The organism is Pseudomonas sp. GW821-FHT09D08, assembly GCF_059416305.1.
In genome coordinates this window covers 14,038-34,869 of the sequence record NZ_JBWKOX010000034.1, presented here as the reverse complement: position 1 = coordinate 34,869, position 20,832 = coordinate 14,038, and the positions used below count along the sequence as shown (strand labels likewise).

20 protein-coding genes and 1 pseudogene are annotated in these 20,832 nt (G+C 61.6%); 7 read left to right on the top strand and 14 right to left on the bottom strand.

Annotation, left to right across the window (positions count from 1 at the left end):
• Positions 1-120: 120 nt before the first annotated feature.
• Together AC07OP_RS30710 and AC07OP_RS30705 are read right to left on the bottom strand one after the other, a co-directional pair.
• Entirely contained in the window at positions 121-1,287 is a 1,167-nt protein-coding gene (locus AC07OP_RS30710; RefSeq protein WP_495103208.1) for a catalase family protein, read from the bottom strand.
• Positions 1,284-3,092 (bottom strand): di-heme-cytochrome C peroxidase, encoded by a 1,809-nt coding sequence (locus tag AC07OP_RS30705; protein ID WP_495103207.1) that lies wholly within the window; start codon positions 3,090-3,092, stop codon positions 1,284-1,286. The genes AC07OP_RS30710 and AC07OP_RS30705 overlap by 4 nt, the downstream gene beginning before the upstream one ends.
• Positions 3,093-3,350: 258 nt before the next feature.
• On the opposite strand from AC07OP_RS30705, the gene bamJ reads away from it, so the two are divergent.
• The 4 genes from bamJ (at position 3,351) to AC07OP_RS30685 (ending at position 5,653) form a co-directional block, all read left to right on the top strand.
• Entirely contained in the window at positions 3,351-4,082 is a 732-nt protein-coding gene (gene bamJ, locus AC07OP_RS30700; RefSeq protein WP_012723274.1) for a BamJ family beta-barrel-assembly machinery protein, read from the top strand.
• A gap of 312 nt (positions 4,083-4,394) precedes the next feature.
• Positions 4,395-4,853, top strand: coding sequence for a YkvA family protein (locus AC07OP_RS30695; protein ID WP_495103206.1), 459 nt, complete (start codon positions 4,395-4,397; stop codon positions 4,851-4,853).
• A gap of 93 nt (positions 4,854-4,946) precedes the next feature.
• Positions 4,947-5,285 (top strand): helix-turn-helix domain-containing protein, encoded by a 339-nt coding sequence (locus AC07OP_RS30690; RefSeq protein WP_495103205.1) that lies wholly within the window; start codon positions 4,947-4,949, stop codon positions 5,283-5,285.
• The gene (locus AC07OP_RS30685; RefSeq protein ID WP_005786715.1) at positions 5,282-5,653 is read left to right on the top strand and encodes a hypothetical protein; all 372 of its coding nucleotides are present in this window, start codon (positions 5,282-5,284) and stop codon (positions 5,651-5,653) included. The genes AC07OP_RS30690 and AC07OP_RS30685 overlap by 4 nt, the downstream gene beginning before the upstream one ends.
• On the opposite strand, the gene AC07OP_RS30680 is transcribed toward AC07OP_RS30685, so the two are convergent.
• The gene (locus AC07OP_RS30680; RefSeq protein WP_065939992.1) at positions 5,650-7,419 is read right to left on the bottom strand and encodes a bifunctional diguanylate cyclase/phosphodiesterase; all 1,770 of its coding nucleotides are present in this window, start codon (positions 7,417-7,419) and stop codon (positions 5,650-5,652) included. The two genes, AC07OP_RS30685 and AC07OP_RS30680, sit on opposite strands and share 4 nt — an antisense overlap.
• A 118-nt stretch (positions 7,420-7,537) precedes the next feature.
• Positions 7,538-9,619, bottom strand: a complete 2,082-nt coding sequence (locus AC07OP_RS30675; RefSeq protein WP_169898467.1) for a carboxy terminal-processing peptidase — start codon at positions 9,617-9,619, stop codon at positions 7,538-7,540.
• 138 nt (positions 9,620-9,757) lie between these two features.
• On the opposite strand from AC07OP_RS30675, the gene AC07OP_RS30670 reads away from it, so the two are divergent.
• Positions 9,758-10,720: a zinc-binding dehydrogenase gene (locus tag AC07OP_RS30670; protein WP_495103204.1), complete on the top strand. Its 963-nt coding sequence runs from the start codon at positions 9,758-9,760 to the stop codon at positions 10,718-10,720.
• A gap of 78 nt (positions 10,721-10,798) precedes the next feature.
• Here the strand turns inward: AC07OP_RS30670 and AC07OP_RS30665 are convergent, their stop codons facing one another.
• The 6 genes from AC07OP_RS30665 to AC07OP_RS30640 all read right to left on the bottom strand — a co-directional run bounded on the left by AC07OP_RS30665 (position 10,799) and on the right by AC07OP_RS30640 (position 16,170).
• A complete protein-coding gene (locus AC07OP_RS30665; RefSeq protein ID WP_495103203.1) occupies positions 10,799-11,452 on the bottom strand; it encodes an HAD family hydrolase in 654 nt (217 codons plus the stop codon).
• A 30-nt stretch (positions 11,453-11,482) separates the two neighbouring features.
• Positions 11,483-12,472: an ABC transporter ATP-binding protein gene (locus tag AC07OP_RS30660; RefSeq protein ID WP_092490276.1), complete on the bottom strand. Its 990-nt coding sequence runs from the start codon at positions 12,470-12,472 to the stop codon at positions 11,483-11,485.
• Positions 12,469-13,269 carry an ABC transporter permease gene (locus tag AC07OP_RS30655; protein WP_065939888.1) on the bottom strand — a complete coding sequence of 267 codons (801 nt, stop codon included), beginning with the start codon at positions 13,267-13,269 and terminating at the stop codon, positions 12,469-12,471. The genes AC07OP_RS30660 and AC07OP_RS30655 overlap by 4 nt, the downstream gene beginning before the upstream one ends.
• On the bottom strand, positions 13,256-14,101 hold the full coding sequence (locus AC07OP_RS30650) for an ABC transporter permease (protein WP_115488147.1): 846 nt from the start codon (positions 14,099-14,101) through the stop codon (positions 13,256-13,258). The genes AC07OP_RS30655 and AC07OP_RS30650 overlap by 14 nt, the downstream gene beginning before the upstream one ends.
• Positions 14,098-14,904, bottom strand: coding sequence for an alkaline phosphatase family protein (locus AC07OP_RS30645; protein WP_495103202.1), 807 nt, complete (start codon positions 14,902-14,904; stop codon positions 14,098-14,100). The genes AC07OP_RS30650 and AC07OP_RS30645 overlap by 4 nt, the downstream gene beginning before the upstream one ends.
• Before the next feature lie 189 nt (positions 14,905-15,093).
• Entirely contained in the window at positions 15,094-16,170 is a 1,077-nt protein-coding gene (locus AC07OP_RS30640; RefSeq protein WP_027607118.1) for an ABC transporter substrate-binding protein, read from the bottom strand.
• 347 nt (positions 16,171-16,517) lie between these two features.
• On the opposite strand from AC07OP_RS30640, the gene AC07OP_RS30635 reads away from it, so the two are divergent.
• Entirely contained in the window at positions 16,518-17,231 is a 714-nt protein-coding gene (locus AC07OP_RS30635) for a UTRA domain-containing protein (protein WP_495103201.1), read from the top strand.
• Positions 17,228-17,347: pseudogene (locus AC07OP_RS30630) on the top strand (outer membrane lipoprotein carrier protein LolA); the annotation flags it as partial. The gene AC07OP_RS30635 and the pseudogene AC07OP_RS30630, both read left to right, overlap by 4 nt.
• On the opposite strand, the gene AC07OP_RS30625 reads toward AC07OP_RS30630, so the two are convergent.
• Genes AC07OP_RS30625 through AC07OP_RS30610 form a run of 4 tightly spaced genes read right to left on the bottom strand, consistent with a single transcriptional unit; the run spans position 17,340 to position 20,822 of the window.
• Positions 17,340-18,263: a metal ABC transporter solute-binding protein, Zn/Mn family gene (locus AC07OP_RS30625; protein WP_495103200.1), complete on the bottom strand. Its 924-nt coding sequence runs from the start codon at positions 18,261-18,263 to the stop codon at positions 17,340-17,342. The pseudogene AC07OP_RS30630 and the gene AC07OP_RS30625 overlap by 8 nt on opposite strands.
• A complete protein-coding gene (locus AC07OP_RS30620; protein WP_027607121.1) occupies positions 18,263-19,162 on the bottom strand; it encodes a metal ABC transporter permease in 900 nt (299 codons plus the stop codon). The genes AC07OP_RS30625 and AC07OP_RS30620 overlap by 1 nt, the downstream gene beginning before the upstream one ends.
• Positions 19,159-19,905: a metal ABC transporter ATP-binding protein gene (locus AC07OP_RS30615; RefSeq protein ID WP_027607122.1), complete on the bottom strand. Its 747-nt coding sequence runs from the start codon at positions 19,903-19,905 to the stop codon at positions 19,159-19,161. Before AC07OP_RS30615 ends, AC07OP_RS30620 begins: the two co-directional genes overlap by 4 nt.
• Entirely contained in the window at positions 19,902-20,822 is a 921-nt protein-coding gene (locus AC07OP_RS30610) for a metal ABC transporter substrate-binding protein (RefSeq protein WP_027607123.1), read from the bottom strand. Before AC07OP_RS30610 ends, AC07OP_RS30615 begins: the two co-directional genes overlap by 4 nt.
• Positions 20,823-20,832 lie beyond the last annotated feature (10 nt).

The window sequence follows — 20,832 nt, the reverse complement described above, 5'->3', positions numbered from 1 at the left end:
GCGCTTTCCACGGTGGACTTCCTACGTGATGGGGTAGGTAGTCACGGTAGAGGCACGGCGAAAACGGCTCAATAGACCCGACGCGATCCTTACGGCACCGGGGCCATTGTTACGCACTCTTTACGGGGCGTTGCGGCTGTGGCGGTAATCGCTGACGGCTTCGTACACCGCCTTGCGCAAGCGATTGATGCCACCGATGGGCCGATGCTCGGCTATGCCAAACCATGGGTTGAACGACTGGTTGTCACACGCCAGGTTCTGCTCGGGCGTATCGAAGTCCTGAGCCGGGATCCGCACCCTGGCCACGCTCTCGTAGGGCGCATCGCTCTCCTTCCACTCGATGCTGGTGTCTTCGATCGGCATGAACTTCTGCGGGTTCTGCCGCTGGATCTGCAACACGAAACATGCCGGCACGCGGTCGGTGGACAGCTGCTGGCTTAAGGCGCTGCGCAGGAAGTTCGGCAGGTCCTGGTTCTGCTTGGGCAGGGCGTATTCCGGGCAGCCCTGTGGGTCGGGCGCGACGCGGAACTTGGCATTGGCCGCGCCGAACTTGTAGGGCGATACCGAAAAATAGGTGGTCTGCGTCGGGCTGGCCGGTGCGGGTGCCAGGGTTGCCAGAGCAATAAACAGGTGACGCACCTGCCAGCTGCGCGGGTCGGCCTTGGGGAAGAACGCCAGGACTTTCTTGCCATCCGCCTGGGCGCCGATGTTCTGCGCGTACTCCGCTACATCGCTGACAAAGAAATTCGGGTGGCTGAACATCACGAAGTCCTGTTCCGTGCGGGCCTGCTGGTCGGCGAGCAATTGTTTGCCCGGCACATCCAACAGCTTGAGCGCCATGCCCCGGGCATCGCGGATGCTGTCGAACTGCGGGTAGGCGTTGCCGTTGGACAACCGCATCATGGCCTGCCAGGTCTTGCCTGGTTCGGCAAATACACCCTGGCGCAACGCCGGGTCGAGATCGGCCAGCACACTGACTTCGGCTTTCACGCAACCATGGGCCTTGGCGTGGGCATCGCGCAGGTAGCGCGTGCCTTCGCGATGCTGGTCAACGATGCGCACGGCGGTCTGGATAATGCCTTGCGTCATTGCTGCTTCACCCGCAGGGATCTGCTCGTCCGGCGACACCGGCCCGCTGTGCTGCCAGGCAAACCACGCCGTGCTCGCCAGCCAGCCGAGCAGGCCCAGGCCCACCAGCCACAGCAGGGTCTTGCCGAGAAACCGGCCAATGCCCAGCCACAGGCGGGCGAGGAGGGAAGGTTGGTCGTATCGAGATCGGATCATCATGGCAGTTGTTGCTCCAGCGGGCCGCCCAGTACTTTGAGGTATTCCAGCAGTGCCCAGCGTTCCTGCGGCAGCAAGCTGCGGCCGATAACGCCATTGCCACGCTTGCCGGCACGGAATTCGTGGCCGCTGTTGTGGTTGCCGGTGAGTTTGGTATCGAACAGGAAGGCATTCTTGAACGCTGCGGTCTCAAAGCCCAGGTGACGCGGGTCGTAGTTGAAGGTGCCTTTATAGAAGGTGGTGCTGCGCTCGTCCTGGGGCGAGAGCAACTGGTAGATCGTCGGCACCGAGCCGTTGTGCAGGAACGGCGGGGTCGCCCATACACCGGCCAGCGGGCGGGCCTTGTAGGCACGCAACTCGCGCACGCCAATGGGCAGGCCGTAGCCATCCAGGCGCGGGCGCTCGGCCGGGGTGACGCCGGCAGCGCGGTAGGCGTGGTCTTCGACGAAGGCCGTGACGTAGGCCAGGCCCTTGGCCACGGACATTTTCTTCAGGTCCAGCGGCTCGGTGGGGGTGGGGTGGAGTTCGACATTGAGCTTGGCCAGCTCCGCCGGGTCCCACTGCAGGGCGCTGAGGTCATAGCGCTGGTCGGCAATGTTGCTGGCGGTACCGGGGTCGGTGCCGATGTACGCCACCGGCAGCATTTTCAGCTGCTGCACCGGGCGGCCATGTTCCTCGGTGACGGCCGGCACATGGCAGCCGGCGCAGTTCTCGGCGAACAGCGCACGGCCCTGGGCGGCGAGGGGCTTGTCGACGGGGCCGAACAAGTCCTCGGGCCAGGTCGGTGGTTTGAGGCGTTGCAGGGTTTCTTCGATCCGGTTGAGGTCACGCACCCTGACACTCGACGGGTAGCGCGCATCGCCCTGAAGCGGTTGGCCGGCGGCGTCGAAAAAGCTCAACGTCGCGCCTACACCGAGGGCTTCACCGATATTACGCGCCATGGGTTGCTGGGCCGAGCCGTTCCATTGCACCCAGTCGAAGGTCCAGATGTCCCACAGCTGCGGGTAGTCCACCGGCGCATTGGCGACGCGGTAGTTGTCTGGCGAAATGGCATCGCCAAAGCTGGCATTGGCGATTCGGCCAAAGGCGTCGGTGCGGCCCGGGCCTTCTTCGGTGGGGTAGAGGCCGCGGTGGGTGTCGTTCCAGGCGACCTTGAGGAACTGGTTCAGCGACTGTTTGAAGTCTTCGCGCAACTGGCTGTGCTCGGCATCGTAGCGATCCCCCAGCACCTGGCGGGCAAACCGCTCGAATTTCCAGGGGTTGTAGTAGGTGGCGGCGAGGCTGGCGACCAGGGCCTGGCCGAAACTGCCACCGCGCAAGGTGGGTACGCTGGAGGGCAGTACGTGTTGGGCCGAGCCGCCGTCGATACGCAGGGCCTGGCCCTTGAAGTGCAATTCGCCGGTATGGCAGGCGGCACAGGTAATATCCAGGTACTCGACGTTGCTGTCGGCGTTTTTGTGCCGGGCGAAGCCCACGGGCAGGTTGCCGGGGTTTTGCGTGGTGGGTACCTGCTTGGGGTCCACCAGGAAACCGAAGCGCGCCAGGTACTCCGGCGTGGCAAAACGCCGCTCGGAGAACGGCAGTTCCAGGGCGGTGAACCAGTTGTAGTGCAGGCCTTTTACTTGGGTGCCCTGGGGCGTGAAGTAATAGGTCTGGCGGTCGGCGGCGCTCCATTGGTCCTGGTAGTGCACCTGTTCCACCGGCACGTAGTCGGGCAGCCTGGGGTTGACGGTGTAGTACAGCACCACGGCCACGATCAGGCCCAGCGCGATGAGTATCAGCAGTAAAACACGGGAAAAAATGCGCAAGATGGCTATCCTTGTCTCGGCCTTGTCGAGTGGTCGCGTTGTTATGCCACTACGCCACGGGTGCGGCAAGTGGCCATGAGTCAGATGAGAGGCGGTCCCGCGATCCGTCGCGGGCTCCCATAATGAATGAAAATGCTTTTAAACACGTGAACTTATCGGAAGTTTCCTGCTCACATGCCGGTAGCCATTGGTCGTGGCCGCCTGATAAGCTCGCGACTTTATTCGAATGCCCTTTTGGCGCATGAACAAGGAAATAGCATGAAACAGCATCGGTTGGCGGCGGCGGTGGCCCTGGTTAGCCTGGTACTTGCGGGTTGTGATTCGCAGACCAGCGTAGAGCTGAAAACCCCGGCGCAGAAAGCTTCCTACGGCATCGGCCTGAACATGGGCAAAAGCCTTGCTCAGGAAGGCATGGATGACCTGGATTCCAAAGCGGTAGCCCAGGGCATCGAAGATGCCGTCGGCAAGAAAGAGCAGAAGCTCAAAGACGACGAACTGGTTGAAGCGTTTGCCGCACTGCAGAAGCGTGCTGAAGAACGCATGACCAAAATGAGCGAAGAGTCGGCAGCCGCCGGCAAGAAATTCCTCGAAGACAACGCCAAGAAAGACGGCGTAGTCACCACGGCTTCCGGCCTGCAGTACAAGATCACCAAGAAAGCCGACGGCCCACAGCCTAAGCCGACTGACGTGGTGACTGTTCACTACACCGGCAAGCTCACCAACGGCACCACCTTTGACAGCTCCGTGGATCGCGGCAGCCCGATTGACCTGCCGGTCAGCGGCGTGATTCCTGGTTGGGTCGAAGGCCTGCAACTGATGCACGTTGGCGAGAAGGTCGAGTTGTACATCCCGTCCGACCTGGCCTACGGTGCCCAGAGCCCGAGCCCGGCAATCCCGGCCAACTCGGTGCTGGTATTCGACCTGGAACTGCTGGCCATCAAGGACCCAGCCAAGGCTGAAGCCCCGGCTGCACCTGCCGCCAAGAAGTAATCGGCGCTTGAACAAACAACGCCCCGTCTTGACGGGGCGTTGTTGTTTCCGGGGTTTTCAAAATCAGTGCCTGTAGACATCCGATCGAACGCCCGTACGCGGTAACAGTCTGATGTAAGACTCGAGTACGGGTATCGGCACATCTGCGCCAAGTCAATGAATTCTTGGGTTTTTTTGATGTGCGCAAAAAACGCCCGATCTGACTGGAAGCCTTGTAGACCGTGGCTTTCAGCCGGTAAAACAGGCTCTGTTCACAAGGTTATCCACAATTTGTGTGGATAACCTTTCTGTTTGATGGAACTGGAGTGACAGATGAAACCACCCTTCAATTTCACCCGTTTCCTGCCCATGGCTGCGCGCTTGCTGGGCCGTGGACGTTTGCCGACCCTGCTGTTTGCTGTCGCCGCCAAAGGCTCCAGCCAGGGCAACCGCCTGGGCAAGCTCAAGGATGATCTCAAACTGCTTCAATCCCTGTGCCTGGCCTACTGGCGTGGCGAGTACCGGGCCATCAGCCCAAAGGCGCTGATCTCTGTGGTGGCGGGGTTGATGTATTTCCTCAGCCCGATTGATGCGATCCCGGACTTTATCCCCATGTTCGGCATGCTCGACGACATCGCTGTACTGGCGTGGGTCATGAAGACCCTGGAAGGCGAACTGAGCGCGTTTCGCGCCTGGCGTGACGCACAGCGCCCGGAAAAACTCGCGGTGGTTGAGCGTTTGCCTGCGACCCCAGCCTTGCTGGCCAGGGAAAACCCGCAAAAAAACGGATGACGTGGCTATCCCCCTGCGACCTTTGTGGCTGTTAGGATTACACTCCTAAGGAAAGAGCTTACTCAGTAAGTGCAGTTATCCTACGGGGCGGTCATGGATATTCAGATAATTTCACGCAATGGCGAACCCGAGTATGCGGTGTTGCCATGGGATCAGTACCAGGCGCTGCTAAAAGCCTCCGGTCAGCAACAGCCTTCACCGACGCCTTCTCCTACTGCCCAAGCCGCACCTGACCAGGTTTTGCGCCCGCTCGCAGACCTGCGCGGCTTGCGTGAAGCCAAGGGCCTGGCGATTGAAGCGTTGGCCCGCACCGTGGGCATCAGCCCCTCGTATCTAGGATTGATCGAAAGTGGTGAACGTCAGCCGGATGCCGCAATCCGCCGCAGCCTGGCCTGGGAATTAGGCGTTGCAGGTTGGAGGGATGAATCTTGAGCCTACGTATCAGTCGTCAACATTGGGATGGGTTACTTAACGAACTGGATCAGGCGCGCCGCCAGCGCCATCTGCTGACCTACCGGGCACTGTTGGAGCGCCTGCAATTTCCGACGCCGGCGATGCAAACCCTGGCCGCTGCCCTGGAGCACCTGGCGGCGCTGGACGCCAAGGCCGAGCAACCGTTGCGCAGCTCCCTGGTGATCAGCCAGGGCGCCAGTCGCCTGCCGCGTACCGGGTTCTTTGAATGTGTGGAGCGCCTGGGGCGTTTCAGCGGGCCGTCCGATGGCGTGGCCGCCGCCTCCTGGCATGCCTCGGAAGTGGTGCGGGTGTTCGAATACGAGTATCCGGAGTCTGCCGAGGCTTAAAGCGCCTGGGCCAGGATGTCCATGCTGTCGATCACATGGATGCTGTAGCCGGCCATGTCCTTGGCATGGTGCTTGGCCTGTGAGGCCAACTCTGCCAACTGGCTGGCATCGAGTTGTCCACAGGCCTGTGGATACAAATGCACCACCCCGATCGACAGTGACAGCAACGCAAACTCCTGGCGTACGCCCTGGCGGTTCAGTGCCACGAAGCAGCCGGCGTCGAGGTGCTCGGCGCGGTAGAAGCGCCGGCACTGGGTATGGAAATCGTCCAGCAGCTGGTTGAGCCGCTTGCGCCAATCCTGTGGCCCCAATACCAGCAGAAAGTCATCGCCACCGATATGCCCGACAAAGTCGCGGCTGGGGTCGACCCGGTCGTTCAGGCACTGCGCCAGGCACAGCAACACCTCATCCCCACGCCCGTAGCCGTAGATGTCGTTGAACGGCTTGAAGCTGTCGATATCCACGTAGCAGATCACCGACTCCCGCTGTTGCTGCAACAGCCGCGTCAGGCACTGCTGGATCGGCACGTTGCCGGGCAGCAGGGTCAGCGGGTTGGCATAGCGTGCCTGCTGAATTTTCAGTTCGGTGATCAGCTTGAGTACATCGATTACCCGGCCCAGGCCGAGGTAGTCGCCATTGAGGGTGATGATGAAATCTTCTTCGATACGTTGCCGGGCGCGGCTGGTCAGCAGGCGGCTGACCTGTTGCAGCGACTGGCTCAACTCCACCGCCAGAAAATCCGTACTCATCAGCCTGCTGATGGGCTTGCGTGCAAACAGGTCGGTGGCAAACGGCTTGAGCAGCGCATCCGACAACGAATGCCGGTGCACGATCCCCACCGGGTGGCCGCGTCCATCCAGCACCGCCAGGGAGTTAAGGTTGGCCTGGCGGCGGAATGCCTCCAACACCTGGGCGGTGGCGGTGTCCTGATCGACCGCCGGTTGCTCGTTGAGCAAGGCGCTGAGGTCGCCGGCTTCTTCGCTGAGGGCCACGTTGGCCTGGTCGGGCTTGGGCAGCATCTGGCGCGCTTCCTGGGGCGGCTGCTCCTGTGGACGGCAGAGCAGGTAACCCTGGACCAGGTCGACGCCCATCTCGGTCAATACCGCCAGCTCTTCCGGCAATTCGATGCCCTCGGCGATCACCTGGGCCCGTGAGGCCCTGGCGATCTGCAGGATAGAGCCGACAAACTCACGCTTGAGCGCATCCTGATGGATACCGTCGATAAAATGCCGGTCGATCTTCACGTAATCCGGGCGCAGCTCCGACCACAAGCGCAGGCTGGAATAGCCGGCACCCAAGTCATCCAAAGCAATCGAAAAGCCCATGTTGCGGTAATGGTGCAGGGCGGTTTGCAGCAGGTCGAAATCGTCGGTGGGGGTCTGCTCGGTGAGTTCGATCACCACCTGGCTTGGCGGGATGCCGAAGTCGCGCAGCAATTGCAGGGTGCGGCCCGGTTGATGAGCGGTCTCCATCAAGGATTCCGGCGAGACATTCAGGAACAGCTTGCCCGGCAGCTTTTGCTCGCTGAAGCGGCGGCAGGCGCTTTCGCGGCAGGCCATTTCCAGTTCGCTGAGTCGTCCCGCATGGCGCGCCACCGAGAACAGCGCGATGGGGGAGTGCAGCGGGCTGTTCGACGGGCCGCGGCTGAGGGCTTCGTAGCCAAGGATGCGCCGTTCCGACAGACAGATAATGGGTTGGAACAGGCTGTGCAAACTGCCTTGAGCCAGGATAGAGCCCAATGCACTCAGCTGTTCGGTCATAGTCATGGCGATCTCGATCGAAAAAAAAGGACCGCGGGCGTTACGCCGACGGTCCTTCATTTCACGACAGAATGATGTCTATATGATGACACTCCAAGGAGCGATCACATTAAATAGCCATCATTTACTGCTTGGCCACCTGTTTGGTGATTTTCAGGTAGTCCAGCAGGATCCGGCCGCTCTCGGCCAGGTAAGCGTCGTCTTCCGGCTTGGTTTTATCCGCTTCGGTCGGCAGCGCATCCTCGTCTTCTTTCTTCAGCTCCTTGAGGGGTTCTTCACCCTTGGCCTTGCGGCGGATGTTTTCCAAGGCAAGTTGCTTGTTTTCGATGTCGGAGTGCTGTGCACGACGGTCCACTTCATTGAGGCTGACGGTTTTTTCTTCCATCAACTTCTTGGCCAGGGCCAGCTTGTCGCGGATGAACACAAACTCGGCATCCTTGGCGGAGCGGGTATCGTGGTCAGCCTTCAACTGCGCGAGGAACGGTTTGAACGGGTCCGAGGCCGGCTTGATCGCAGGACGGATGGTGTCCCATGGCATGGCTTCCGGCAGGGCGCTTTCGCCGATTTCCTTGGTGTCGATGATCGACGGGAAATCGATGTCCGGCAGTACGCCCTGATGCTGGGTGCTCTGCCCGGATACCCGGTAGAACTTGGCCAGCGTCAGCTTGAGCTCGCCATGGTTCAGCGGCTGGATGGTCTGCACGGTGCCTTTGCCGAAGGTCTGGCCGCCGATGATCAACGCGCGGTGGTAGTCCTGCATGGCGCCGGCGAAAATCTCCGAAGCCGAAGCCGACAGACGGTTGACCAGCAACGCCATCGGGCCTTTGTAGAAGGCACCCGGGTTCTCGTCTTCGAGCACGTCGACACGGCCGTCAGCGTTGCGTACCAACACGGTCGGGCCCTTGTCGATAAACAGGCTGGTCAGCTCGGTGGCTTCCTGCAGGGAACCGCCGCCGTTGTTGCGCAGGTCGATGACCACGCCGTCGACTTTTTCCTTTTGCAGTTCGGTAAGGATTTTCTTCACGTCGCGGGTGGTGGACTTGTAGTCCGGATCGCCGGCACGGAAGGCCTTGAAGTCCAGGTAGAAGGCCGGGATTTCAATCACGCCCAGCTTGTAGTCCTTGCCATCCTGCTTGAGGTTGAGGACTTTCTTCTGCACGGCCTGGTCTTCGAGCTTCACCGCTTCACGGGTGATGGACACGATCTTGCTGGTCTGGTCGTTCGGTGCATTGGTGTGCGGAATCACTTCCAGGCGCACCACGCTGCCTTTCGGCCCGCGGATCAGCTTGACCACTTCGTCCAGGCGCCAGCCGACCACATCGACCATCTCTTTGTCGGCCTGGGCCACACCGATGATCTTGTCGGCAGGCGCCACCTGCTTGGTCTTGTCTGCCGGACCGGCCGGCACCAGACGCACGATCTTCACCTGGTCATTGTCGCTTTGCAGGACGGCACCGATGCCTTCCAGGGACAGACTCATGTTGATATCGAAGTTTTCCGCGTTATCTGGCGACAGATAATTGGTGTGCGGATCGTAGGACATCGCGAAGGTGTTGATGTAGGCCTGGAAGATGTCTTCTGCGCGGGTCTGGTCCAGACGCGCCAGTTGATTCTTGTAGCGCTTGGTCAACAGCTCCTGGATAGCCTTGGGCTCTTTGCCGGCGATCTTCAGGCGCAGCACTTCGTCCTTGACGCGTTTGCGCCACAGGTCGTCGAGGGCGGCGGTGCTGGTCAGCCAAGGCGCGTCCTTGCGGTCCACCAGAAGGGTTTCCTTCTGGGTGAAGTCGAGCTTGTCGACACCCTTGTCCAACTCACCCAGGGCGAAGTCCAGACGCGCTTTCACGCGGTCCAGGTAGCGCTTGTAGATGGTGAAGCCAGGCTGCAGGTCGCCGCTCTTGAGGAAGTCGTCGAACTGCGTCTTCCACTTGTCGAACTCAGCGATATCGCTGGCCAGGAAGTAGCTGCGCGACGGATCCAGCAGCTTGAGGTAGCTGTCGTAGATGATCACCGAGCGGGCGTCGTCCAGCGGCGGCTTGCTGTAGTGATGACGCTTGAGCAACTCGACGACGTTAAGGCTGGCAATCACCTCATCGCGGTCCGGCTGAAGGTTGTCCCAGCTGTTGGCTGCGAGCGTATTGGTCGACATCGACGCGAAGCCGATACCAATGAAAAGAGCGAGGGCGGTGCTGGGGAACAGATGCTTCATGCTGATTCGACGCGGGGGCAATTGATAACGCATATTAGGCCGTCTTTGAAGTTGCCGGTTCCATAGGGGCCGGTCGCATAATGCAAAAAGCCCGACGCTACTGCTACGGGCTCAGTCCAGACTCACTATGGAGGCACTGTGAAAGCATTGCAAGGCGTTGAAGGTCATGTGGAGTGGTTGGACGAACCCAGTCCTACATGTGATGTAGGCCAAGTTCGCATTCGCGTGGCGGCTGCGGGCCTTAATCGCGCCGATTTATTGCAGCGTGCGGGGCTCTATCCGCCACCGCCTGGCGCCAGTGCCGTACTGGGCCTTGAGTGTTCCGGGGTGATCAATGAAGTGGGCCCGGGTTCGTCCTGGCAGGTGGGCGATCGCGTCTGTGCACTGCTGGCCGGTGGCGGCATGGCCGAAGAAGTGGTGGTGGATGCACGTCATGTGCTGCCGGTGCCGGAAGGTCTGTCGCTGGTCGAAGCGGCGGCGCTGCCGGAGGTGTACAGCACCGCGTGGCTCAATCTGTTCCAGCTGGCGGGCCTCAAGCCCGGTGAGAAAGTGTTGCTGCACGCCGGCGCCAGTGGCGTGGGCTCGGCGGCCATCCAGCTGTGCAAGGCATTTGGCAGCCCATGCTGGGTCAGCGTCGGCTCGGCGCAGCGCCTGGCCTACTGTGAAGACCTGGGCGCCCAGGGCGGCGTAGTACGCACTGACGGTATCGAAGGGCTGCGGGATTTCGGGCCATTCGATGTGATCCTCGATCCGGTCGGCGGCAACTACGCCGCGCTGGACCTCAAGCTGCTGGCGCTGGACGGTCGCTGGGTGTTGATCGGCTTGATGGGCGGCCGCGAGGCGCAACTGGACCTGGCCCAGGTGCTGGCTAAGCGTGTGCAACTGCTGGGTTCGACCCTGCGCAGCCGTGACGATCAGTTCAAGGCCGACCTGTTCAGCGACCTGAGCCAGCATGTATGGCCGCTGTTTGCCGAAGGTCGCCTGAGCCCGCAATTGGCCAGGACGTTCCCGATCAAGGATGCCGAGGCGGCGTTTGCGGAGCTGGCGACTAACCAGATCGCCGGGAAGCTGGTGTTGGTGATTGACGAAAGCCTGACCTGATCCCGGATTGGAATAGGGTCGATGTGGGAGGGGGCTTGCTCCCACATTTGATTGGATTTCAAGTCGGGATAGGCGGTGTCAGACCCAGTGGTGGATTGGCCAGCCGGCCTTCTCGGCATGCTCGCGCAATACCGGATCCGGGTTCACCACCTGCGGGTGCTCCACCTTCAGCAACAACGGCAAGTCATTGCGCGAATCCGAATAGAAATACGCGCCGTCCAGCGTCTCACCTTCCTGCTCCAACCATTCCAGCAAACGCGTGATCTTGCCTTCGCGGTAGGTCAGTACACCGACGGTACGGCCGCTGTACACGCCATGACTCACTTCCAGTTCAATCCCCAGCACCTCATCAATGCCGATACGCGCCGCAATCGGTTTCACCAGGTGAGTCCCCGAGGCGGAGATCACCAGGATCCGGTCGCCATTCGCCCGATGGCGGGCGATGGTCTTGGTGGCGTCGCTGTAGATCAGCGGTTCAATCACGTCCTCGACCCATGGCTCCACCAAATGCTCGATTTCCTCCGGGGTGCGGCCGATCATCGGTTCCAGGCTGAAGTCCATGAAGTCTTCCATGGCCAGCTCGCCCCGGCTGTAGGCGTCCATCAGCTCGTTGTTCCTGTCCATGAACGACGCCGGGTCGACCCAGCCCAGGCGCCCCATCTGTTCGCTCCAGAGGGTGGCGCAGTCGCCGTGGATCAGGGTGTCGTCCAAATCAAAAATTACCAATGCCATCCGTTACGCTCTCTCAAGATTCACTGCGGCTCAGGCTACTTCACATAGCGCACTGGGGTCGATGGAAAGTGCCAGGCGCTGGCCGTCCGGGTGCAGATCGTCTGCCGAGCGGTTGAGCACGTCCACCACCAATTCCACGCCACGGGCTTCGATGCGGTAGCGAATCACGTTGCCCAGCAAGCTGTGGCTGCGCACCAGCGCGTCGAGTTCGCCGTTGCGGCTCAGCTCGATGGCCTCCGGGCGAATCGCGATGCGCCCGCTGATCGGGCGTTGCAGCAGTTGGCTGGCCTTGTCGGCGTCCAGCAGGTTGTAGTTGCCGATAAAACCGGCGGCGAATACATCCACCGGTGCGGTGTAGAGGGTCTCGGCATCGCCGCTTTGCACGATCTTGCCCTGGTTCATCAGGAAGATCCGGTCCGACATGGTCAGGGCTTCTTCCTGGTCATGGGTCACGAAGATCGTGGTCAACCCCAGTTCGCGCTGGATCTGGCGGATCTGTTCGCGCAGGTGCTTGCGAATCCGTGCATCCAGCGCCGACAGCGGCTCATCCAGCAGCAACAGGCGCGGGCGGGTGACCAGGGAGCGGGCCAGGGCCACCCGCTGGCACTGGCCGCCGGACATCTGGTGCGGGTAGCGGCCGGCCAGGTCCTTGAGTTCCACCAGTTGCAGCACTTCCTGCACGCGCTTGTGGCTGTCATCGGCGTTGACTTTTTGCATGCGCAGGCCGAAGGCGACGTTTTGTTCCACGGTCATGTTGGGGAACAGCGCGTAGCTCTGGAACACCATGCCGATGTTGCGTTTCTGTGGGCTCAGCGGAACGATGTCCTGGCCGTCCAGCAGGATTTTCCCACTGTCCACCGCGGTCAGGCCGGCGATGCAGCGCAGCAGGGTGGACTTGCCGCAACCGGATGGGCCGAGCAGGGTGACGAACTCGCCCTTGGCGATTTCGCAGTTGATATCACTGAACACCGGGGTGCCGGCGTAGCCTTTTTGCAGATGTTGGACGCTGACGAAGCTCATTGGCTTTTGTCCTTGTTCAAGATATTGGCGGCCCAGGTCAGCACCAGCACAAAGAAGAAATAGGAAATCACGACGGCGCTGGTGAAGTGGCCGCTGCTGTTGCGCATGTTGTTCAGGTACACCTGCAGGGTTTCGTAACGGGTGCCCACGAGGATATTGGCGAACACGAACTCACCGAACAGGAACGAGAACGACAGCAGCAGCGCCACCATCAGGCCTTTGCGCAGGTTGGGCAGCACCACGAAGAGCGCGGCCTGCCAGGTGCTGGCGCCAAGCAGTTGCGAGGCGTCCATCAGGTCGCGCAGGTTGATGGCTTGCAGGTTGTTGGTGATCGCCCGGTACATGAACGGCAGCGCCACGGTGAAGTAGCAGCCGATCAGGATCCACGGCGTGCCCACCATCGCCAACGGCCCGGAGCCGTACAGTTGCAGAAGGCCCACCGACGACACCACCGGCGGTACCGCGAAGGGCAGCAGGATCAGGATGTTCATCAAGGCGTCGAGCCTGGGAAAGTGGTAATGCACCACGAACAACAGCGGCAGAATCAACACCACCGACAGGATCAACGCACCCACGCACACCAGCAAGGATTGCCCGAAGGCCATCAGGAAGCGTGGGTCGCTCCACAGCTGCACATACCACTTCACCGTGAAGCCCGCCGGCAGAATGGTTGCTGACCAACTGCTGGCAATGGAGTAGACGAAGGTGCCAATCAGCGGCAGCACCAGGATCGCGAACAACAGGTACACCACCACGCGGTGGTAGAGGGAGGCCGGGCCGGCTTCAGCGCGAGACATGGTAGCTCCTCTTGAGCAGCAGTTGATGGACCACGGTGACCACGGTCATCAGCGCCACCAGCACCACGGCCAGGGCGCTGGCCATGTTTGGATCGAGGGACACATCCCCCGACACCAGGCCGGCGATACGAATCGGCAGCACGTTGAAGTTACCGGTGGTCAGGGCGTAGACCGTCGCATAGGCACCCAGGGCATTGGCCAGCAGGATCACGAACGTGCCCAGCAGCGCTGGCGTGAGCACCGGCAGGCCGATATGCCGCCAGAACTGCCAGCCATTGGCGCCCAGTAACGCAGCGGACTCGCGCCAGTCTTCGCGCAGGGCGTCAAAGGCAGGGTAGAGCAGCAGCACGCCGAGGGGGATCTGGAAGTAGGTGTAGAGGATGATTAGGCCGGTCTTGGAGTACAGGTTGAAGTCCTGAATGATCCCGGCTTGCTTGAGCATGATGGTGATGCTGCCGTTGAACCCCAGCAGGATGATGAACGCAAAGGCCAGGGGCACGCCGGCAAAGTTGCTGGTCATGTTGGCGAAGGCAGTGACGAAGTTGCGCAGCGGCGAATCCACCCGGCGCAGGGAGTAACTGCCCAGCGTGGCAATGATGATGCCGAAGATGCTCGAGTAGAAGCTGATCTCCAGGCTGAACTGGATGGCCTGCAGGTAGAACTTCGAACTGAAGATGCGCGTGAAGTTGTCCAGCCCCCAGCCGGTGTCTTCGGTCTGTAGGCTATTGATCAGCACCCAGACCAGCGGGGCGATTTCGAACACGATAAAGAACAGTGCGAAAGGCACCAGGCACAGGAGGGCCAGCCATTTGCCGCGGGATATTGAATTCACTTCAGTAACTCCCGGCACACAGGTTTGTCGTGGGGTACGCCCAGCAGTTCGCAGACGGTGCCGCACAGCTCGGTCTGTTTCGGTGCGGCGTGGGTGTCCAGGCTGAAGGCATCGCCGAGGACGAACAGCGGCACTTCCCGTTCTTCCGGCAGCAGGCCGTTGTGGGAGCGGTCGTTGTTCATGCCGTGGTCGGCGGTCACCAGCACCTGGTAACCCGCATCCAGCCAGGCTTGCAGGTAGTCGGCCAGGATGATGTCGGCCGAGCGTGCGCTGTTGCGGTACTGCGGCGTGTCGAGGCCGTGCTTGTGGCCGGCGTCGTCGATGTTCATCGGGTGCACCACCATGAAGTCCGGCGTGTGCTTGAGCCTCAGGCTGTCGGCGTCAGCGAACAGGTGGGAGTCCGGGTAGTGGTCATTCCAGTAGAAATGCCCGTGCTGGATCGCCAGCGCCTTGTCGTCGGTATGACGATCCCGGGCGGCGAGAAAGGGCGTGCGGTTATACAACTCGCTGACCCAATGGTAAGCCGCCGCTGCAGTGGTAAGGCCGGCGTCGGTAGCGTAATGGAAAATGCTGCGCTGGTTGGACAGGCGCGAGACTTGGTTGTGGACGATGCCGCTGTGGATCGGTGGCACGCCGGTGAGGATGCATTCGTACAGCGGGCGGGACAGGGCGGGCAGTTCACATTCCAGCTTGTAGAGGGCTGCGCGTCCTGCGCCGACATAGGCCTGCAAGTGCCCCATGGCGTGCCTTGCAACCTCGAAGTTAAGGCCGTCGAGCACGACAAGGATGACGGGGTGTTTCATGGGGGGCGACGCTCCGCAATGATTGACTTGGCTCAATTCCTCTGGAGGAACGGGGTCAAAAATGAGGGAGGGGGCTTGCCCCCGATAGCGGTGTGTCATTCAACGAATTTGTTAGCTGATCCACCGTCATCGGGGGCAAGCCCCCTCCCACATTGGATCTCCACTGGAGCTCCAATGTGGGATAAACCCTTACTTCATCTCTACGATGACCTGCTCGTTCCACAGTTGCGGCAGCTTCTTGGAAGTCGCTTCCCAGGCATCGGCATCCTTGATCGGCTGCGGGTTGGCCTTGGTGTACTGCTCGCCCGGGATCAGGTTCTTGGCGATATCAGCCGGCAGTTTCAGGTCGGTTTCGGCACGGATCGGACGTGCGTTGCCACGCGCCAGGTTGAGTTGGCCGGCGTCGCTGAAGATGTATTCGCGGGTCAGCTTGGCGGCGTTCGGGTGCTTGGCGTATTTGTTGATGATGGTGGTGTAGCCGGATTTCACCGAGCCGTCCGATGGGATCAGCACCACGTAGTCATCCGGGTTGGCCATCTTGGCTTTGTAGCTCAGGCCGTTGAAGTCCCAGACGATACCCACTTCGACTTCGCCTTTTTCCATGGTGGCGATGGTCGGGTTGGACAGGCCGAGGCGACCTTGCTGGGCGATCTTGGTGAAGAATTGCAGGCCGGGGGCAATGTTCTTTTCATCGCCTTTATTGGCGATGGCGGCGGCGAGTACGGCGTTGGAGGCCTGGGCCGCAGTGCTCACGTCACCCACCGAGACTTTGTATTTGCCGGTTTGCAGGTCAGCCCAACTGGTTGGGACTTCGGAACCGTGCAGCAGCTTCTTGTTGACGATGAACGCGATGGTGCCGGTGTAGGCCAGGGCCCAGTGACCGTCCTTGTCTTTCGCCCAATCCGGCACCGAAGCCCAGTTGGACGGCTTGTACGGCTGGGTGACTTCCTGCTTCACCGCGATCGGGCCGAAGGCGGCGCCTACGTCGCCGATGTCGGCGCTGGCGTTGTCTTTTTCGGCCTTGAACTTGGCGATTTCCTGGGCCGAGCTCATGTCGGTGTCGATGTGCTTGAGGCCGTAGGTCTTGGCCAGGTCTTCCCAGGTGCCTTTCCAGTTGGCCCAGTCATCGGGCATGCCGACGCTGTTGACGGCACCTTCCGCTTTCGCGGCGGCTTCCAAGGTTTTTAGATCGGTATCAGCGGCCATGGCGGCGGTGCACATGGCAATGGTCGAGCCTAACAGTGATGCCAGGAAAAGCTGTTTCATCCGAAGCTCCTTTGGGCGTTTTCAACGCGGCGGTGTTTTCTACGGTGTTGTTGGTCTAGGTCAGAGCAATACCTGAGCCAATCTAGACGCGATGGATGACAGTTTCATGTCGATGTCGTTTTTAAAACCTTGATGTCGCTCAGCGCAGACTTAGCGTAGACCATGCTCAAGTGCCCGTAGCGACTGGACTTGGCCGATGTATTGCAGGGTGTGGTGCAGAGACGGGGCAGGGACTGTCATCTGTCGGTCATCAGGAGTGCCTAGGCTGGCAAGCAGTCGTGCAAGCCCACTTATGCAGCGGTTTGTGCACCTGAACAGTGCTGGTCTAGTCCAGATAGGTAACGTTGATGCGTGATGAGGCAATCAAGGCGGTGACATCCATCGGGCTGGCGCTGCAAGAGCAGATCGACCACGGCCTGTTGGCGCCTTCAAGCAAGCTGCCTGCCGAGCGCAAGCTCAGCGAGTTGTTTGGTACCACTCGAATTACCGTGCGGGAAGCCTTGTTACAACTGGAGGCCCAAGGGCAGATTTATCGCGAGGAGCGCCGGGGCTGGTTCGTTTCGCCGCCACGCCTGGCCTACAACCTGATGCAGCGCAGCCACTTTCACGCGATGGTCAACGACCAGGGGCGGGTGGCATCCACCGAAGTGATCAGTGCACGGCTGCAGCCGGCCTCGGCTGCAGTGTGTGCGTGGTTGCAGCTGCCGGCGTTGTCCAGGGTGATCCAGATCTGCCGGGGACGGCGGATTGACGGGCGGCTGGTGTTGTATGTGGAGCACTACCTGAACCCGCAGTATTTCCCGGGGATTCTCGAATGCGACCTGAATCAGTCGATGACCGAGTTGTATGCGCGCAAGTACGACTTGCACTACGGGCGGGTGCGCTTCGAGATCGTGCCGACCTCATTGCCGGTGGAAGCGGCGGCGGCATTGCGCGTGTCGGTGGGCAGCCCGGGCTTGCGGATCGCCCGGGTCAATTATGACCAGCACCAGCGCTTGATCGACTGCGACCTGGAATTCTGGCGGCATGATGCGATTCATGTCGGTGTGGATGTGGTGTGATCGGGGGGCCTCCTGTAGGAGCGAGCTTGCTCGCGAAAGATGTCAACGATGACGCGGGAGGCCTGGCTCCCCGCAGCGCCCTCAGGTTTTTCGCGAGCAAGCTCGCTCCTACAGTGAGTGCACCGTGAGTGCCTTGATCACTTGGTCCACATTGCTCTCCAGCTCCGATACCGGGTCCGCGCCGTCTACGTTCAATACCAGCAGCGTTGAACCGCCTGCCGTGATGGCGGCTTTCACTGCATCACTCGGCTGGCGATGATGCAGCACCACGGCCACGTCGTTGTCCTTCAGCTCGGCACTGAGCTTCTGTAACGCCTCAGGTGTCCAATCGGCGTCGGGCCGGGCATCGGTGCTGAGCAGTTCGAGATTCAAACTGCTGATCAGATAGGCAAAGTGATCGCTCAAACTGACCACACTCAGGTTGTCCGCCTTGGCCAGTCGCGCCTCGCTGTAGGCGCTGAGCTTGAGCAGGCGTTGCTTGAGGGCGGCCAGGTTGGCGTCGATCTTCGCCTTGGCGCCCGGTGCCAGGCGGCTCAGGTCGGCGGCCAGGACATCGGCCATGCGCCCCAGGTTGTTGCTCGATTGCCACGGCTGGCTGTTCAAGCCATCGGCGACGCCAGGTTGCACGGCGATGCCCGGCAGGCCGCCATCCACCGGGCGTGCCGCATCGATTTCGACGATACGGATATTGCTGCGCCGGGCCACGGGGTAGAGCGGGTCGTCGGCCCACAGCGAGCGCAGGCCGATGGCAGCGTCGGCGTCCTGGGCCAGGGTGTTCAGTGCCGGCGCGCCACGGCCGGTAAAGTACGACACCTGCCGCGAGCCCGGCAGGTTGGCCGGGGCGGCGCGTTCAAGCTGCACGTCGGTGCCCTTGAGCAGCACCTGCGCCAGGCCGTAGGTGATCGGCAGCGAGGCCAGGACTTTGACCGGTTTTGCAGCGTGAGCAGCAGGTTTGCCCGCGTCGGCCGCCATCATCGGCGTGGTGATCAGGCAAGCGATGGCCAGGGCCAGAGGTTGAAGAACGGAGCGCATTATCCAAGGTTCCCTTTGAGGCTGGGCACGGTGCCCCGCGCGACGGCGGCAAGGGCGAAAGCGATACCTGCCATCAGGATGATCGCGGCACCGGAGGGGATGGGCAGGTCGAAGATGATCGGCAACAGGATCCCGCACAGGGTGCTGACGGTGGCGATCACCACCGAGATCCAGAAGAAGCCTTTGAGCGATTGGCTCAGCAAGCGTGCCGCCGCAGCCGGAATCACCAGCAGCGCGCCCACCAGAATGGCGCCGATGACCTTGACTGCCGCCACGGTGATCAGCGTCACCAGGATCACGAACAGGTAGTCCAGGGTCTTCACCGCCACGCCGCGCACCGCCGCCAATTGCGGGTTGAAGCTGGCGAGCATGATGCGGTTGTACAGCGGCAGCGCCAGGGCCATCACTAGGGCGCCGACAATCGCCAGTACCAGCAGGTCGTTGCCGTTGACCGTGAGCACCGAACCGAACAGCACGTTCTCGAGGATATGCACGTTGATCTTGCCCGCCAGTATCAGCAGCAGGCTGGCGCCCAATGCCAGGGACACCGACAGGAACACGCCGATCAAGGTGTCCGGCGCCAGGCCCGTACGGTTGCGCAGGTAGTTGAGCAGGATGCCGAACAACAGGCAGTAACCGAACAGGCTGCCATAGGGCCCGGTGTAGGGCTCACCCAGCAGGATGCCCACGGCCACGCCGGTCAGCGCGGCATGGCCGACCGCTTCGGAGAAAAACGCAAAGCGCTTGACCACCACCAGCGTGCCCAGGCCGCCCAGCACCGGGCCGATCAGCAGACCGGCGAGCAGGGCGTTGACCACAAAACCATAGGCCAGTGCCTCCGGCAGGTAACCGGACGAGGCCCAGCCCTGGACCATCAGGCGAAACGCTTCATAACTCATGGCGCCGGGCTCCGAGGATGGGTAGAGAACAGGGTCAGCAGGCGCTCCGGGGTCAGCGCTTCTTTCGGCGTGGCGTCGAACAGCAGGCGGCGGTTCAGGCCGGTGACGCGGTCGGCCAGGCGGCCCACGGCTTCCAGGTCGTGCTCGATCCACAGCACGGTGATGCCGGCCAGGCGCCAGTCATTGAGCAGGCGTTCGAACACCTGGATGCCCGCTTCATCGAGGGCCGACATCGGTTCATCCAGTACCAGCAACTGTGGCGCCGGGATCAATCCCTGGGCCAACAACACCCGCTGGCGCTCACCGCCGGACAGCGCGCCCATGCGCCGCTTGCGCTTGTCCTGCATGCCGACCCGTTCCAGCGCCTCGCCAATCGCGGCGGCATAATGTTTGGACAAACCCAGGAATGCCGGGCGCCGCTGGCACATGGCAGCCATGAAATCATCCACGGTCATCGGCAAGCCACGGTCGAACTCCAGCGCCTGGGGCACATAACCGATGGTGCCGGGTGTGCCCGGCCATTGCAGGCTCAGTTGCCCCTGGTGCGGTGTCTGCCCCAGCAGGGTCTTGATCAGCGAGCTTTTGCCGCCACCATTCGGGCCCACCAGCGCATGGATGCTGCCCGGCTGCACCTGGAAGCTCACGCCGTCGAGGATCACGGTGCGGCCCAGGGTGAGGGACACCTGATCGAAGTCGAGGGTCGGGCCGACGCTCGCGACCTTAAGTTGCTGCGCTGCGGTCATGCCCCGGACTCCTGAATCGCCCGTACCACGGTGTTGAGGTTGCCGGTCATTTCCACTTCATATTTTTCAGCGCTGTATTCGCCGTAGGAAATATGCGACAGCGGGTACAGCTTGACCCCGGATTCGCGCTGGATGGTGTCGACATAAGTCGACGGGAAATCCATCTCCGAGAAGATCACCTTGACGTCCAGGGCGCGCAGTTCGTCGATGGTCTTCTTCAACTGGCTGGGGCTCGGCTCGATCCCGTGGGCCGGCTCGACCACGGCCGTGACTTCCAGGCCGAACTCGCGCAGTAGGTAATCGTAGGCCGCGTGCACGGTGGCGACACGCAGGTCCGGGTTGGGGGCGCCGGTCAACTTGGCCAGGGCATCGGCCCGCATCTGCCGCAGGCGTTTGCCGTAGGCACGGGCGTTCTGGGTGTAGGTCTTGGCATTGTCCGGGTCGAGCTTGCCCAGCTCGCGGGCGATGTTGTTGACCTGGGCAATCGACGCACTGATCGACAGGAAGGTGTGCGGGTTGACCACCTTGCCGGCACCGCGCGCGGCGTTGCCGGTGGCTGCCAGCAGCGGCACGTTGGCGTTGGCTTCGATCACCGGGATGTCCGGGCGCTCGCTGGTGGCGATCATGCGGTCGGCGAAATCGTCATGGCCGACGCCGTTGAGCACGATCACATCCAGGGTGCCGATGCGCTTGATGTCTTCGGCGCGTGGCTCGTAGGCGTGGGGATTGAAGCCGGCCGGGATCAGCGGCACGACGTCGGCCTTGTCGCCGACGATATTGGCCACGTAGCTGTAATAAGGGTGCAGGGTGATGCCGATACGCAGGCGTTTGGCCGCTTCGGCATTCGCGAGGGGGGCAAGTATCAGGCTGAACAGGCCAACCAGAAACACGCGCAACAGGGGCGATGAAATAGACATGGGCAATCGG